This is a genomic window from Actinomadura spongiicola, from assembly GCF_003432485.1.
GTDB classification, from domain to species: Bacteria; Actinomycetota; Actinomycetes; order Streptosporangiales; family Streptosporangiaceae; genus Spirillospora; species Spirillospora spongiicola.
In genome coordinates, this window is the sequence record NZ_QVNQ01000003.1 from 40,333 (window position 1) to 55,964 (window position 15,632).

General features: G+C 71.0%; 14 protein-coding genes. 10 read left to right on the forward strand and 4 right to left on the reverse strand.

Annotated features, from left to right (window positions below; all coding sequences use genetic code 11):
* Positions 1 to 71: 71 nt before the first annotated feature.
* Both D0T12_RS08910 and D0T12_RS08915 read left to right on the forward strand, forming a co-directional pair.
* Positions 72 to 1,262, forward strand: a complete 1,191-nt coding sequence (locus D0T12_RS08910) for a zinc-dependent alcohol dehydrogenase (protein WP_117399708.1) — start codon at positions 72 to 74, stop codon at positions 1,260 to 1,262.
* Between the two features lie 111 nt (positions 1,263 to 1,373).
* The gene (locus tag D0T12_RS08915) at positions 1,374 to 1,760 is read left to right on the forward strand and encodes a nuclear transport factor 2 family protein (RefSeq protein WP_117399041.1); all 387 of its coding nucleotides are present in this window, start codon (positions 1,374 to 1,376) and stop codon (positions 1,758 to 1,760) included.
* A 49-nt stretch (positions 1,761 to 1,809) separates the two neighbouring features.
* Here D0T12_RS08915 and D0T12_RS08920 read toward each other — a convergent pair whose 3' ends face one another.
* Complete coding sequence (locus tag D0T12_RS08920; RefSeq protein WP_117399042.1) at positions 1,810 to 3,909, reverse strand: catalase; 2,100 nt, start codon at positions 3,907 to 3,909, stop codon at positions 1,810 to 1,812.
* Positions 3,910 to 4,287: 378 nt separating this feature from the next.
* Between D0T12_RS08920 and D0T12_RS08925 the strand changes: the two genes are divergently transcribed.
* Together D0T12_RS08925 and D0T12_RS08930 are read left to right on the forward strand one after the other, a co-directional pair.
* Entirely contained in the window at positions 4,288 to 4,644 is a 357-nt protein-coding gene (locus D0T12_RS08925; protein WP_117399043.1) for a histone-like nucleoid-structuring protein Lsr2, read from the forward strand.
* Positions 4,645 to 4,660: 16 nt separating this feature from the next.
* Positions 4,661 to 4,990 carry a histone-like nucleoid-structuring protein Lsr2 gene (locus D0T12_RS08930; protein ID WP_117399044.1) on the forward strand — a complete coding sequence of 110 codons (330 nt, stop codon included), beginning with the start codon at positions 4,661 to 4,663 and terminating at the stop codon, positions 4,988 to 4,990.
* Between the two features lie 288 nt (positions 4,991 to 5,278).
* Here D0T12_RS08930 and D0T12_RS08935 read toward each other — a convergent pair whose 3' ends face one another.
* Positions 5,279 to 6,238 carry an MBL fold metallo-hydrolase gene (locus D0T12_RS08935; RefSeq protein ID WP_117399045.1) on the reverse strand — a complete coding sequence of 320 codons (960 nt, stop codon included), beginning with the start codon at positions 6,236 to 6,238 and terminating at the stop codon, positions 5,279 to 5,281.
* Between the two features lie 165 nt (positions 6,239 to 6,403).
* Between D0T12_RS08935 and D0T12_RS08940 the strand changes: the two genes are divergently transcribed.
* The 6 genes from D0T12_RS08940 to sigJ all read left to right on the forward strand — a co-directional run bounded on the left by D0T12_RS08940 (position 6,404) and on the right by sigJ (position 12,030).
* Positions 6,404 to 7,741, forward strand: coding sequence for a hemolysin family protein (locus tag D0T12_RS08940; RefSeq protein ID WP_117399046.1), 1,338 nt, complete (start codon positions 6,404 to 6,406; stop codon positions 7,739 to 7,741).
* Positions 7,738 to 8,751, forward strand: coding sequence for a hemolysin family protein (locus D0T12_RS08945; protein ID WP_117399047.1), 1,014 nt, complete (start codon positions 7,738 to 7,740; stop codon positions 8,749 to 8,751). The genes D0T12_RS08940 and D0T12_RS08945 overlap by 4 nt, the downstream gene beginning before the upstream one ends.
* Before the next feature lie 60 nt (positions 8,752 to 8,811).
* Positions 8,812 to 9,045 (forward strand): helix-turn-helix domain-containing protein, encoded by a 234-nt coding sequence (locus D0T12_RS08950; RefSeq protein ID WP_117399048.1) that lies wholly within the window; start codon positions 8,812 to 8,814, stop codon positions 9,043 to 9,045.
* Between the two features lie 4 nt (positions 9,046 to 9,049).
* Positions 9,050 to 9,595, forward strand: coding sequence for a Clp protease N-terminal domain-containing protein (locus D0T12_RS08955; RefSeq protein ID WP_117399049.1), 546 nt, complete (start codon positions 9,050 to 9,052; stop codon positions 9,593 to 9,595).
* A gap of 26 nt (positions 9,596 to 9,621) precedes the next feature.
* Positions 9,622 to 11,001 (forward strand): FAD-binding oxidoreductase, encoded by a 1,380-nt coding sequence (locus D0T12_RS08960; protein ID WP_199487385.1) that lies wholly within the window; start codon positions 9,622 to 9,624, stop codon positions 10,999 to 11,001.
* 87 nt (positions 11,002 to 11,088) lie between these two features.
* Complete coding sequence (gene sigJ / locus D0T12_RS08965) at positions 11,089 to 12,030, forward strand: RNA polymerase sigma factor SigJ (RefSeq protein WP_117399051.1); 942 nt, start codon at positions 11,089 to 11,091, stop codon at positions 12,028 to 12,030.
* 9 nt (positions 12,031 to 12,039) lie between these two features.
* Here the strand turns inward: sigJ and D0T12_RS08970 are convergent, their stop codons facing one another.
* Together D0T12_RS08970 and D0T12_RS08975 are read right to left on the reverse strand one after the other, a co-directional pair.
* Positions 12,040 to 12,840, reverse strand: a complete 801-nt coding sequence (locus tag D0T12_RS08970; RefSeq protein WP_117399052.1) for a carbon-nitrogen hydrolase family protein — start codon at positions 12,838 to 12,840, stop codon at positions 12,040 to 12,042.
* A gap of 21 nt (positions 12,841 to 12,861) precedes the next feature.
* A complete protein-coding gene (locus tag D0T12_RS08975) occupies positions 12,862 to 15,369 on the reverse strand; it encodes a DEAD/DEAH box helicase (protein WP_117399053.1) in 2,508 nt (835 codons plus the stop codon).
* Positions 15,370 to 15,632 lie beyond the last annotated feature (263 nt).

Genomic DNA, 15,632 nt, shown 5'->3' on the forward strand with positions numbered 1-15,632 from the left:
CGTTTCGGGTCGGCCGACCGGGTAGGGCGGCTCAGAACCGAAGTCCGCAGGGGTTCATGGAGGAGATCACGATGAAGGCGGTCACCTGGCACGGCAAGCGGGACGTCCGGGTCGAGAACGTGCCCGACCCGGAGATCAAGGAGCCGGACGACGCGATCATCAGGGTGACCTCGTCCGGCATCTGCGGATCGGACCTGCACCTGTACGAGGTGCTCGGAACGTTCCTGAGCGCGGGTGACATCCTCGGCCACGAACCCATGGGGATCGTCGAGGAGACCGGGCCGGACGTCACCCACGTCAAACCCGGCGACCGGGTGGTCATCCCATTCAACATCTCGTGCGGCCACTGCCACATGTGCGAGATGCAACTGTTCGCGCAGTGCGAGACGACGCAGGTGCGCGAGGAGGGCATGGGCGCCGCGCTGTTCGGCTACACCCGGCTGTACGGCCAGGTTCCGGGCGCGCAGGCCGAGTACCTGCGGGTGCCGCAGGCGCACTTCGGCCCGATCAAGGTGCCGGAGGGCCCGCCGGACGAGCGGTTCGTGTACCTGTCGGACGTGCTGCCGACCGCGCGGCAGGCCGTCGACTGGGCCGCGATCCCGGCGGGCGGATCGGTCACCGTCCTCGGCCTCGGGCCGATCGGGCAGATGGCCGCCCGCATCGCCCGGCACCTCGGCCACCGGGTGATCGCCGTGGACCTCGTGCCCGAGCGGCTGGAGATGGCGCGGCGGCACGGCGTCGAGGTGATCGACTCCGATGACGCCGACGACGTTCCGGACGCGGTCCGGCAGCTGACCGGGGGGCGCGGCACCGACTCGGTGATCGACGCGGTGGGGATGGAGGCGCACGGGTCGCCGGGCGCCAAGTTCGCGCAGACCCTCGCCGGGCTGCTGCCGGGCAACTCGGCCGCGCCGCTGATGTCGCGCGTCGGCGTGGACCGGCTCGCCGCGTTCGGCACCGCGGTCGAGATCGTCCGGCGCGGCGGGACGATCTCCGTCGTCGGCGTGTACGGAGGCATGACGGACCCGCTGCCGATGCTGCGGATGTTCGACAAGGGCATCGGGCTCCGCATGGGCCAGGCCCACGTCAAACGCTGGATCGACGAGCTGATGCCGCTCGTGACGGACGACTCCGACCCGCTCGGCGTGATGGACCTCGCGACGCACCGCTGGCCGCTGGAGAAGGCGCCGCACGCCTACGAGATCTTCCAGAAGAAGCGGGACGGCGCGATCAAGGTGCTGTTGCAGCCCGCCGCCGCCTGACCGCCGCCGCCTGACCGTGGTCGCGGTGATCGCGGGCGGGGCCGGCGGGCTCTAGGCTTTCCAGCGTCGCTTCCGGGCGAGCCGGGAAGCCGAGCATGGAGGTGGGCCCCGATGCACCCGTTCCGCGCGGCCGTCGAGAAGGGCGACGTCGCGGCCCTCCCGGCGCTGCTGGCCGAGAACGTCACGTTCCTCAGCCCGGTCGCGTACGCGCCCTGCGAGGGGCGGGAGGCGGTCGCGGCGATCCTGCGCGCGGTGACCCGGGTGTTCGCGGACTTCCGCTACGTCCGCGAGATCGGCGACGGCCGCGACCACGCGCTGATCTTCAAGGCCAGGGTCGGGGACCGCGAGGTCCACGGCTGCGACCTCCTGCACCATGACGACGACGGGTTCATCGACGAGTTCTGCGTCATGGTGCGGCCGCTGTCGGGTGTTCGCGCCCTCTCCGACGCGATGGCGGTCGAGCTGGAGGCCGTCCGGCGCGAGATGGGCCTTGCCTGAGGCGCTCCCCCGAGCTCCCCTGGCGGGCCCACGCCTCGGCGTGAGGCCGTCAGGCCGGGACGTGGGCCTTGCGGCGCGTCCAGTGCCGGTGCGCCTTCACCGCGTCGATCAGCCGGGCGGAGAAGTCGCCGCCCGGCCCCTCGCCGGTGACGACACCGGTGTCGCTGACCGTCCCGCCGTTCGAGGCGAACTCCACGCCGGTGATCCCGGCCCGCTCCAGCAGCCCGATGCCCGCGTCGAGCGCGCCGATCGCCTTGCAGTGCACGAACGCCTCGGCGACGAAGTGCACGGCGTCGCCGTCCCCCGCGAGCGCCCGCACGCTCTGCTCCCCGCCCGGCACGAGGACGGCGTCGTACAGGACGGACGCGACGGTCGGCATCGCCCGGGTCACCTCGACCTGCCCGCCGTTGGCCGCCTGCACGAACCCGGCGTGCGCGGCGAGGATCTCGCAGACCGCGCCCGCCTCCATGAGCGCGTCGCCGACCGCCGCGACGGCCGCCGAGTCGACGCCGTCCGCCGCCAGGATCGCGATCTTGCGGCCCCGGACGGAGTCGGTGGCCGAGTTCGCCTGGCTCAAGGCGGGTGACCCGCGCCCGTGGTTCGGGGTCGCGGGGGCCGCCGGCGCCTCCACCCCGACACCTGCGGCAACCTGGACGGCGAGGTCGTGGTCCACGTGGTTGAGGTGCCCGACGACGCCCTCCCTGATGTGCCGGTGCTCGCACTTGCCGAGTTCGAACCGGAACGCGCCGACGATGTGCTCCTTCTCCCAGTCGGCCATGCTGTTCCAGAACAGCGTGGCCTGCGAGTAGTGGTCGGCGAAGCTCTCGCTCCGCTTGCGGATCTTGTGGCCGTCCACCCGCTCCTGGTAGTGGGTGAAGGACCCCTCGCCGCCGACCGCCGGGCAGCCGCCCGACAGCGAGTTCTTGTGGTAACTCGCCCGGCCTTCGTGGAGGTCCATCTGGTGGTAGCCGTCGCGGTGGTGGTTGCGGACCTCGACCACCGGACGGTTGACGGGGATCTGCGGGAAGTTCGGCCCGCCGAGCCGGATCAGCTGCGTGTCCAGGTAGGAGAACAGCCGCGCCTGGAGCAACGGGTCGTTGGTGAAGTCGATGCCGGGGACGACGTTGCCTAGGTGGAACGCGACCTGCTCGGTCTCGGCGAAGAAGTTGGTGGGGTTGCGGTCCAGGGTCAGCGTGCCGACCGGCCGCGCCGGAACCTCCTCCTCCGGGATGATCTTCGTGGGGTCGAGCAGGTCGAAGTCGAACCGGTGCTCGTCCTCGACGGGGACGAGCTGCACGCAGAGGTCGTACTCGGGAAAGTCGCCGGCGTCGATGCGGTCCCACAGATCTCGGCGGTTGAAGTCCGGGTCCTTACCGGCGATCTTCTGGGTCTCGTCCCAGGCGAGCGAATGGGTGCCGAGCCGCGGCTTCCAGTGGAACTTCACGAACGTGGCACGCCCCTCCGCATTGACGAACCGGAAGGTGTGGACGCCGAACCCCTGCATCATCGCGTAGCTGCGCGGAAGCGCCCGGTCCGACATCAACCACATCATCATGTGCATGGTCTCGGGTTGGAGCTGCACGAAGTCCCAGAGCGTGTCGTGCGCGGACGACGCCTGCGGGATCTCGTTCGGCGGTTCGGGCTTGACCGCGTGCACGAAGTCGGGGAACTTGATGCCGTCCTGGATGAAGAAGACCGGCATATTGTTGCCGACGAGGTCGAAGTTGCCCTGCCGCGTGTAGAACTTCGTCGCGAAGCCGCGAACATCCCGTACAGTGTCGGCCGAGCCGCGCGATCCGGCGACGGTGGAGAACCGCACGAACACCGGTGTCGTCCGCGCCGTGTCGCACAGGAAGTCGGCGGTGGTGTACTCGGCGAGGGAGTCGTGCAGCCGGAAATGGCCGTAGGCGCCCGCGCCGCGTGCGTGCACCACCCGCTCCGGTATCCGCTCGTGGTCGAAATGGGTGATTTTCTCGCGGAGGTGGAAGTCGTCCATCAGGGACGGGCCGCGTTCACCCGCGGACAGCGAGTTGTCGGTGTCGTCGACACGGATTCCCTGATCGGTGGTGAGCCGCGTGTCGTCCGGGCGTACACGCCGACGCTCGAGTTGCTCCTGCTTGCGGTCCGCACGGTCGGCGGGGTTGACCATCTTTCGGCTCCCTCATGGCGAATTGGGCAGTGGTGTTGGCCGCTACCCTTCGAACCGGGGGACATGCGCGCTTTGACCGTAACTTGATTTCCGTCCGGCGCCGTCGGCGATCCCGGTCGGCGCCCGGCGCGTCCGCCCGGTGGGACACCGGCCGCGGCGCCCTGGAGGGGGTCGCGGGGGGCCGCGAGGGGGGCGTGACCGGGTGACCCGGGACGTGACCTGCGATATGACCGGTGGGTTGACCTGGGAGATGACGTGGGCGCGACCGAGGCGGGGGCGCCTTCCCGCTCACCCGCGCGTCCCGGTGCCGTGCGGGGCGCCGGAATCCGCTACGGTCAAGGTCGCCGCGCAGGCGAGGGGAAGGAACACGGAGTACACATGGCCGAGAAGGTCATTCGGGTGGACGACATCGACGGCTCCGAAGGAGCCGATGTCGCAAAGCGGGACTTCGAAGTCCTGGGCCGGACGTTCACGATCGACTTGAGCGACGACAACTTCAAGCGTCTGAACGAGATGCTGGACGCGCTCGCGCCCTTCATCGAGAACGCCGCCGAGGTGAAGCCCGCCCGGAAGGGCCGCAAGTCCGGCGCCGCGAAGATCAAGGGCTACACGAACGGTGATGTCCGCGCGTGGGCATTGCGCAGTAACATTGAAGTCTCTGAACGTGGCAAGATATCGGATGAGGTCTATGCTGCATTCATCAAGGCACATCCGGACGCGAAGCCGGACGCATAGTTAGGGGAGTCCCCGCATGGCACAGAAGGTCGAAGTCCTTCTCGTGGATGACATCGACGGTGGTGAGGCCGACGAGACCGTCAGCTTTTCCCTCGATGGCACGTCCTACGAGATCGACCTGAGCAAGAAGAACGCGAGCAAGCTGCGCAACGGTCTGGAGCCGTTCGTGGCCAGCGCCCGCAAGGCGCGCAAGCCCACCGGTCGCGGCGGTCGCGCCGCACGGACGGCGGGCAGCCGCGAGCGCTCCGCCGAGATTCGCGAGTGGGCGAAGAGCCGCGGCATCAAGGTCAATGAGCGGGGTCGTATCCCCGCCAATGTGATCGAGCAGTACGAGGCCGCGCACTAGCGGTCGCCGCGCCGCCGGAGGAGTTCCGGCACGGACGCCAGGGGCCGGGGGCGGATTTGTCCGCACCCCGGCCCTTACGCGCGCATCGGGCATATCGTCTTTCTGTACGGCATTGGCCGGGGTTACGGTTCCCGAAGAACCGCCCGCCGTCGCGACCGTGCGTCACGGCCGTCCGCACCCGGGAACGATGGGGAATGTCCGGAATGACGCGGACACGCAATATATAACAGCCGTGGGCGTCGTGCGGCGGGTCCCCGCGCCGCCCCGCTCCCCCGGCGGGAGCCTCGGCTAGCGCTGGAGTTCGGCCCAGACCGCGCGGTCGCGTTCGGCCGTCCAGATGAGCGGGCGCTCGACCCCGTCGAGCTCGTCCCAGAGACGGGAGACGTCGAACGGCAGGCAGTGCTCGAAGATCGGCCAGCGCCCGTAGGTGGGCGCGAGCACGGCGTGGACGGCGTCGAACGCGTCCTTGAGGGTGCCGCCGTCCGCCCGGACCCGGCGGGTCTCGCGGATCATCGCGTTCAGGAAGTCGCGGGTCTGGCCGACGGCGGCGTCCGCGGCGTCCCTGCCGTGCGCGACGACGCCGCGCCCGCCGACCAGCGTCCGCGCGTCGAACGAGGAGACGTGGTCGAGCGTCCCGGTCGCCCATTCGCGGTGGAACGCGTCGCCGGTGTACAGCGCGGCCTGCGTCTCCACGAGGTCCCCGGCGAACAGGATCCGGTGCCGGGGCAGCCACGCCACGAGATCGCCCTCGGTGTGCCCGCGCCCGCAGTACACCAGGTCGAGGTCGCCGCGGTCGCCGCCGAGGTCGATGGTGAGCGTGCGGGAGAACGTCACGGTCGGCCAGGTGAGGCCGGGAATGCCGTCCGGGTCCTTGAACAGCCGGGGCATCCGCCCGAACTCCGACTCCCAGTCCTGCTTTCCGCGCTCGGCGATCAGCGCGCGGGTCCGGTCGTGCGCGATGATCACCGGCGCGTGGAACGCGCTGGCCCCGAGGGTCCGGACGGCGTGGTAGTGCGACAGGACCAGGTACCGGATCGGCTTGTCGGTGTGCTCGCGCAGGACGGCGAGCCAGTCGCGGGCCGCCGCCGGAGTCGCGAGGGCCTCGAAGCAGACGAGGAAGTCCTCCCCCTCGACGGCCCCGACGTTCGGGTCGCCCTCCGCGGTGAGCGCGTAGACGCCGTCCGCCAGGACCTCCAGCGTCTGCGTCTTGTCGCCCAGATCTGCGGACGACGCGAACGGTCTGGGCATGGGCGTCCCCTCGAAGATCGTTGCCGCGGCTCTGCTCGTCCAGGGATCATTCCACGCCGTGCGGGTGATAACCGCCTGGAAGCGGTCAAACGCCCGGTGGGGCGAAACGCACCGGGCGGGTAAGAGGACCCGCGTGTGCCGCGCAGCGGCGGGAGGGAGGGCCGGGTGAACGCCGTGCTCGGGCTGCTGGCCGTCCTCGTGTTGACGGCCGCGACCGGCTACTTCGTGGCGCAGGAGTTCGCGTTCGTCACCGCGGACCGTCCCCTCCTCCAGCAGCGGGCCGCGGACGGCGACCGGGCGTCGGCGCGGGCGTTGCGGGTGATGGGACGGCTGTCGTTCATGCTGTCCGGCGCGCAGCTCGGCATCACGGTCACCGCGCTGGTCGTCGGGTTCATCGCCAAGCCCGCCCTGGCCGACCTCATCGACCCGGCGCTGCGTGCCGCGGGGGTGCCGGACGCGGCGTCCGGCGGGGTGGCGGTGGCGCTCGGGTTCGGTCTCGCCACCGTGGTGCAGATGATCCTCGGCGAGCTGTTCCCGAAGAACCTGGCGCTGGTCAGGGCGGAGCCGATGGCGCGGGTGCTCGCCGCGTCCACCCTCGTCTACCTGGTGGTGGCGGGCCCGCTGATCAGGCTGTTCGACGCGTCCGCGAACCGGCTCGTCCGGGCCGCCGGGATCGAGCCTGCGGAGGAGCTGCACCACGGGGCGACGTTGCAGGAGCTCGCGCACATCATCGACGAGTCCGGCGAGAAGCTCCAGGCGGGTCACGCGGACCTGCTGGAGCGGGCGCTGGTCTTCTCCGAACGCGACGCCGAGGAGGTCATGATCCCGCGTGTCGACGCGGTGACCGTGCCCGCGGCGGCGCCGGTGACCGAGCTGAGCGAGGTGATCTCCGCGACGGGTCACTCCCGCTATCCCGTCGTCGGCGACAGCGTCGACGACCTCGTCGGCGTCGTCGGCCTGGAGGAACTGGTCCGGCTCGCCCCGGACGAGGCGGACCGCACCGCCGTCCGCGACATCGCGCGGTCGCCGCTGCTGCTGCCGTCGTCGCTGCCGCTGCCCGACGTGCTGCAACGGCTGCGGACGGCCGGGGAGTCGATGGCCTGCGTGGTGGACGAGTACGGCGGTTTCGCGGGCCTGCTCACCTGGGAGGACGTCGCCGAGGAGCTGGTCGGGGAGATCGCCGATGAGAACGAGCCCGGCGAGGACCTCGCGATCCGCACCGGCGGGTGGTGGACGACCGACGCCGCGCTGCGCACCGACGAGGTCGCCCACGAGACCGGTATCGAGCTGCCCGAGGGCGATTACGAGACCGTCGCGGGCCTGCTGCTGAAGCGGCTCGGCCGGGTGGCGCGGCCCGGGGACGTCGTCGTTGTGGACCTGACGCCGACCCGCCTGGACCGGCCGGCCCGGAGCGCGATCATCGAGGTCCTGACCGTGCACCGGCACGTGCCGGAGTTGATCCGCGTGCGCGCGGTGCCCGACGAGGAGGGCGAGGACCGGTGAACCTGTCGCTCGGCGTGCCCGTCACCCTCGCGCTGCTGGCCGGGAACGGCTTCTTCGTCGCCACCGAGTTCGCGCTGGTGGCGGCGCGGCGGCCGCGCCTGGAACGGGCCGCCGCGCGGGGCGGGCGGGCCGCGTCCGCCGCGGTCGCCGGGATCGACGAACTGTCCCTGACCCTCGCGGGGGCGCAGCTCGGCATCACGATGTGCTCACTCGGCCTCGGCCTGGTCTCCGAGCCGGTGATCGCCGGCACGCTGGCGCCGCCGATCCACGCCGCGGGCCTGCCGGACGGCGCGGCGCACGCGGTCGCGTTCGTCCTCGCCCTGGCGCTGGTCACGTTCCTGCACATGGTCGTCGGCGAGATGGCGCCGAAGTCGTGGGCGATCACCGATCCGGAGCGTTCGGCGACGCTGCTCGGGTTGCCGTTCCGCGCGTTCGCCACCGTCGTCCGTCCGCTGCTGGCCGCCCTGAACGGCACGACGAACCTGCTGCTGCGGATGGTGGGCGTCGAGCCCGCCGACTCGCGGGAGGTGTCGCGGACCCCGGAGCAGCTGCGCAGCATCGCGCAGGACTCGCGGCGCCTCGGGCTGATCGAGGACACCGAGCTGTCGCTGCTCACCGCCGCGCTGGACGCGCCGCGCACCCCGCTGGCGGGTCTGGTCGTGCCGGTCTCCCGGATCGTGTCGGTCCCGGCCGAGGCGACGCCGCAGGAGGTCATCGACATCGCGGCCCGCACCGGCAGCCTCCGGATCATGCTGCGCGACGGGGGCCGCGAGCCTCGCATGGTGCACGTCCGCGACGCGTATCTGGCCCGGGCGCGCGGCCGGGCGACACCGGCCCGGGAGCTGGCGCACCCGGTGCCCACGGTGCCGGTCGGCACTCCGGTCGGAGAGGCCGTCGCCGTCCTCAAGGGCCGGCACAGCCATCTCGGCCTCGCGATGGCGCCGGACGGACGCGTCGCCGGGCTCATCAACCTCGACGATCTGCTGACGACCCTCCTCCCCGTCCGCTGAGCACCCGACGAGCTGTCAACGTTGGTTGACAGCTGCCGATTGTCAACCTACATTGACGCCATGAGCGATGGAGTGACGCTCGCCCAGGAGGCGAGCAGCCGCGATCCCGCGGTCGGCCTGCGGGCCGTGCGGGCGCTGCGTGAACTGTCCGAACGGCTGGAGGCCCTCCAGGTCGCCAGCGCCCGCGAACAGGGCTGGTCCTGGCAGGAGATCGCGGTCTGCCTCGGCGTCAGCAGGCAGGCCGTCCACAAGAAGCACGGCGGCAAGCGCCGCATTCTCAAGAAGGAGGACTAGCGCGATGTTCGAGCGTTTCACCGACGGCGCGCGAAGGATCGTCGTCGACGCCCAGGCGGAGGCGCGGGAGCTGTGGCACCACCACATCGGCACCGAGCATCTGCTGCTCTCCCTGCTGAACGACGACGGCCCGATCTCCCGGACGGCCGCCGAGCACGGGTTGGACAGGGCGGCCGTCCGGGCCCGGCTCGCCCGCACGAGCGAGGACCCGCTCGACCCGGAGGCGCTCAGCACGCTCGGCATCGATCTGGACGCCGTCCGGGCGGCGACCGAGCGGACCTTCGGGCCGGGTGCCCTGGATCATGCCGCGGGCGGGCGCCGGGGCCCGAGGGGCCATCTGCCGTTCACCCCGTCCGCCAAGAAGGCCCTGGAGCTGAGCCTGCGGCACGCGATTCGGCTCAAGCAGAAGGAGATCCACGAAGGGCACATCCTGCTCGGCGTCCTGCACGACGACGCGTTCCTGTCGGTGCGGATCGCGACCGAGGCCGGTGTGGACGTCGGCGCGATCCGCGGCCATGTCGACCGACTGCTGACCTCCAGGGCGGCCTGACCCACGGCGTGTGATTGTTTAGCACCATGCCGGAAATTGTGGACATGCTTCGGACCCTGGTCTCCCCCGACCGAATCGTCACCGACCCGGACGTGATCTCCTCCTACGCGCACGACGAGGCGGCGTGGGCGCCCTACGGGACGGCCGCGGTCCTCGTCCGCGCCGGATCCACCGACGACGTGCGGAACGTCGTGGCGGCCTGCGCCGAGCGGGGCGTGCCGATCGTGCCGCGCGGCGCGGGCACCGGGGTGGTCGGCGGCGCGAACGCGCTCGACGGGTGCGTGCTGCTGTCCCTGGAGGCGATGGACGACATCATCGAGATCAACACCGAGGAGCGGCTCGCCGTCGTCCAGCCGGGCGTCGTCAACGACACGCTCCGGCTGGCCTGCGCCGAACGCGGCCTCTGGTATCCGCCCGACCCGTCCAGCGCGCCCTGGTCGACGATCGGCGGGAACGTCGCCACCAACGCGGGCGGGCTGTGCTGCGTGAAGTACGGGGTGACCCGCGACTACGTCCTGGCCGTCGAGGCCGTGGTGGGCCGCGGCGAGGTGGTGCGGCTCGGCCGCCGCACCGCCAAGGGCGTCGCCGGATACGACCTGTGCGGGCTCATGGTCGGCTCCGAGGGAACGCTCGGCGTGATCACCGAGGTGACGGTGCGGCTGCGCGGCGCCCGCTCCCCCGAGCGCACCGTCGTCGGGTACTTCGACACCCTCCGGGACGCGGGCGCGGCGGTCAGCGGGGTCACCGCCGCCGGGATAGTGCCGAGCGCGCTGGAACTGATGGACCGGCACGTCCTGGAGGCCGTCGACGCGTGGCGGAACATGGGCCTGTCGGCGGACGCGAACGTCCTGCTCCTCGGCCGCACCGACCTGCCGGGCGAGGCCGGGGAGGCGGAGGCCGACGCGATGGTGCGGCTGTTCGAGGAGGCGGGCGCGACGTGGGCGGCCCGGTCGTCCGACGAGGCCGAGGCGGAATCGCTGTTCTCCGCCCGCAAGCTCAGCCACCCCGCGCTGGAACGCCTCGGCGACCTTCTGACGGAGGACGTGTGCGTCCCCCGCGGCCTCCTCCCGGAGATGCTGACGCGTGTCGAGGCCGCCGCCGCGCGGCACGACGTCCACATCGCGAACGTCGCGCACGCGGGCGACGGGAACCTGCACCCCGTCATCATCACCCCGAAGGGCGACGACGACGCCCGGGGCCGGGCCGAACGCGCCTTCGACCAGATCATCGCGGACGCCATCGCGCTCGGCGGCACCGTCGCCGGTGAACACGGCATCGGGCTCATCAAACGCCGCGGCCTGCGCGACGAACTCGACCCGGCCGTCATGGCCATGCACCACGCGGTCAAGAACGCGCTTGACCCGGCGGGCATCTTCAACCCGGGAAAGGTCGTCGGCACGCCGTGACGCCGCTTCGCGGGCGGACCGGCCTCACATTCCGGTGGGCTGCCTCGTCGAACCGGTGAGGACGGACACGACCAAGGGGGGACGAACATGAGCACCGGATCCGAGCCGGAGCCCGACGGGCCCGACCCGACCCTTGGCGCGATCATGAAGGAGCGGCGCCATCTGATCAACCTCGGGTATCGGCTGCTCGGCTCCGTGGTGGACGCCGAGGACGTCGTCCAAGAGACGTACGCCCGCTGGTACGCCCTGTCCCGTGAGAAGCAGGACGCGATCGAGTCACCGGCGGCGTGGCTGACGCGGGTAGCGGGCCGCATCTGCCTGGACCTGCTCGGGTCGGCACGGGCCAGGCGGGAGCGTTACGTGGGCGAGTGGGTTCCGGAGCCGCTCCCGGACCGCACCGACTGGATCACCGCGCGGCCGGGCGGCGCCGTCACCGACCCCGCCGACCGCGTCACGCTCGACGAGTCGATCGGCATGGCGTTCCTCGTCGTGCTGGAGTCGCTGACCCCGGCGCAGCGCGTCGCGTTCGTCCTGCACGACGTTTTCCGGTACCCGTTCGCCGAGGTCGCGGAGATCGTCGGCCGCAGCCCGGAGGCGTGCCGCCAGCTGGCCACGGCGGCGCGCCACCGCGTCCGCGTGTCGCGGGCGCGGGCGACGACCCCGCCGGATCGGCGGGCCGGGCTCGTCCGGGACTTCAAACGGGCGTGGGAGGCCGGCGACATCGCCGCCCTCGTCGGCCTCCTCGACCCGGACGCCACCACCGTCGCCGACGGCGGCGGCCTGGTCAGCGCCGCGCTCCATCCCATCGAGGGCGCCGAACCGGTCGCGCGCCTCTTCGCCGACCTCGTCACCCGCATGCCGCCCGGCTTCACGATCCTGGAACACACCGTCAACGGCCAGCCCGGGCTGACCGCCCGGCTGGACGGCGCCACCCTGGTGGTTCTGGCGTTCGACGTCGCGGACGACCGCATCACCAACATCTGGGCGGTGCGCAACCCCGAGAAGCTCCGCCCCTGGACGGCGGTGTGACCAGCGCGGTCACTCGGCGAGGGTGACGGCGAATCGGCGTAGGGTCAGCGCCGGGTTCACCTTCCGGACGGCCGCCACCCGCTCGGGCGACACCTCCGCCGCCGCGACTCCCGCGCCCTCCCCGAGCCCGGCCGTCACCACCCCCATCGGGTCCACGATCATGCTGTTGCCCGCGCCGGTCGGGGCGCACTGCCCGGCGGCCGCCACGTAGACGGTGTTCTCGATCGCGCGGGCCCGGACGAGCGTCCGCCAGTGATCCTCCTTCAACGGGCCCGGCACCCAGTCGGCGGGCAGCGCGAGCACGTCGGCGCCCGCGTCCACGATCCGCCGCGTCACCTCGGGGAACCGGACGTCATAGCAGGTCTGCATGCCGAACGTGACATCGTCGACCGTGAACGTCTCGGGGTCGGTGATGTCACCGGGTCGGACCAGCGCCGACTCCTTGTAGCCGAACGCGTCATAGAGGTGGATCTTGCGGTATTCGGCGACGATGTTCCCGCCGGGGCCGAACGCGAGGAGCGTGTTGGAGATGCGGCCCGGGTCGTCCAGCCGCTCGTTCACACCCGCGACGACATAAATACCGTGCCGAGTCGCCAGGTTGCCGAGGCCGGTGACGAACGGGCCGTCGAGGGACTCCGCCGAGTCGAGGAACCGCTCGTCCAGTTTCGGCGCGGTGAACATGGCGAACTCGGGGAACACGACGACGGCCGCGCCGCGCCCGACCGCCTCATCCGTCAGCTTGCCGATCGTCGCGAGGTTCTCGTCCTTGTCGACGCCCGGCGCGAACTGCGCCACCGCGACCTGCACCATGCCGCTCCCCTTTCCGTGTGTTCACAACCGGTCCACGCCGGTGACGCGGACGACCGCCTCGCCCGCCTGATCGGAACCCGCCAGGTCGACCTCGGCGCTGATGCCCCAGTCGTGGTGGCCCGCCGGGTCGTCGAAGACCTGCCGGACGCGCCACAGCGCGTCCTCGGGGACCTCCTCGATCTGGAGCAGCTTGGGGCCCCGCGCGTCGGCGCCGGTGAGCAGCTCGTCGTGCTCGGCGAAATAGGCGTCCATCGCGTCCGCCCAGGCGTCCACGCCGAAGTCGGGGTCGAGCGCGCCGAGTTCCTGGTATCGCTCCAGCGCCGCCAGCTCCACCCGCCGGAACATCGCGTTGCGGACCAGGACCCGGAACGCGCGGGCGTTCGCCGTCACCTTCGTGACCCGCTCCTCGATCGGCTGGTCCAGATTCTCCTCGGTGGGGTTGGCGAGCTGCTCCCACTCGTCCAGCAGGCTGGAGTCGACCTGCCGCACCAGCTCCCCCAGCCATTCGATCAGGTCGATCAGATCATCGGTCTTGATGGACTCCGGGACGGTCTGCTGGAGCGCCTTGTACGCCCCCGACAGGTACCGCAGGACGAGCCCCTCGCCCCTGGCCAGTTCGTAGAACGCGATGTACTCGGTGAACGTCATCGCCCGCTCGTACATGTCGCGCACGACCGACTTGGGACGCAGCGGATGGTCACCGACCCACGGATGCCCGGCCCGGTAGATCTCGTACGCGGCGTCGAGCTCGTCCTCCAGCGGCTTCGGATGCTCGACGTCCTGGAGCAGCTCCATCCGCTCCTCGTACTCGATGCCCTCCGCCTTCATCTCCTGGACGGCCTCGCCCCGCGCCTTGTTGACCTGCGCCGCGATGATCTGCCGTGGATCCTCCAGCGTCGCCTCGATGATCGACAGGACGTCCAGCGCGTACGACGGCGACGACGGGTCCAGGATGTCGAACGCGGCCAGCGCGAACGTCGACAGGGCCTGGTTGAGCGCGAAGTCCTCCTGGAGGTCGACGGTGATGCGCGCGTACCGCCCCATGTCGTCCGGTTCCGGCAGCACTTCCACGACACCGCCCGCCAGCAGCGACCGGTAGATCGCGATGGCCCGCGAGATGTGCCGCCGTCGCGCCGCCGGTTCCTCGTGGTTGTCGGTGAGAAGCCGTTTCATCGCCTGGAACGCGTTCCCCGGCCGGGCGATCACCGACAGCAGCATCGCGTGACTGACCTGGAACCGGGACCTGAGCATCTCCGGCTCGGCGTCCTGAAGCTTGGCGAAGACGTCCTCGTCCCAGCCGACGAACCCCTCGGGCGGCTTCTTGCGCTGCACCTTCCGCCGCTTCTTCGGATCGTCGCCCGCCTTCGCCAGGGCCTTCTCGTTCTCCACCACGTGCTCGGGCGCCTGCGCCACGACGAACCCGACGGTGTCGAACCCGGCCCGCCCGGCCCGCCCGGCGATCTGATGGAACTCCCTTGCGCGGAGCCGCCGCACCCGGTGCCCGTCGTACTTGCTCAGCGCCGTGAACACGACCGTCCGGATGGGCACGTTGACGCCGACGCCGAGCGTGTCCGTCCCGCAGATCACCTTCAGCAGCCCGGCCTGCGCGAGCCGCTCCACCAGCCGCCGGTACTTGGGAAGCATCCCCGCGTGGTGCACGCCGATCCCGTGCCGGACGAACCGCGACAGGTTCCGCCCGAACTTCGTCGTGAACCGGAAGTTGCCGATCAGCTCCGCGATACGGGCCTTCTCCGTCTTCGTGCACACGTTGATGCTCATCAACGACTGGGCGCGCTCGATCGCCGCCGCCTGCGTGAAGTGGACGAGGTAGATCGGGGCCTTCTGCTCGCCGAGAAGCTCCTCGATGGTCTCGTGCAGCGGCGTGACCCGGTAGTCGTAGATCAACGGGACGGGCCGTTCCGCCGACGTGACCAGGGCGGTCTGGCGTCCCGTCCGGCGGGTCAGGTCCTTCTGGAAGAACGTGACGTCCCCGAGGGTCGCCGACATCAGCAGGAACTGCGTCTGCGGCAGCTCCAGCAGCGGGATCTGCCAGGCCCATCCCCGTTCGGGTTCGGCGTAGAAGTGGAACTCGTCCATGACGACGACGCCGATGTCGGCGTCGGCGCCGTCCCGCAGAGCGATGTTGGCGAGGACCTCGGCGGTACAGCAGATGATCGGCGCGTCGGCGTTCACGCTGGCGTCGCCGGTCATCATGCCGACGTTGTCGCGTCCGAACATCTCGCACAGGTCGAAGAACTTCTCCGACACCAGCGCCTTGATCGGCGCCGTGTAGAACCCGACCTGGTCACGTCCCATCGCGGCGAACAGCGCCCCCGCCGCGACCAGGCTCTTCCCCGACCCGGTCGGCGTCGAAAGGATCACGTTGGCGCCGGACACGACCTCGATGAGCGCCTCCTCCTGCGCGGGATACAGCGTGATCCCGCGCCCCGACACCCACCGCTCGAACGCCTCGAACAGCGAATCGGGGTCGGTGTCGTTCCCGGACGGAAGCTCATCGATAAGGCTCACCCCTCCATCCTGCCCCCGATCACCCACTGCCCGCGTCACCGCCTCCGCCACCCCGTGACGATCGCCGCCGCGATCCCGATCCCCGCCGCCACCACATTGAGCACCCCACCGATCACCGGCGCCAGCTCCGCGACCGTCTGCATGACCCTCACTCCGTTCCGTCTCAGACGAACGAGATCAGGTTCTACGGGCACCGTGGGAGCTGCGTGTGCGCTGCCGTGCCGCGTCGAGCGCGCCCCTCGTGTCACACCTTTGACCTGCGT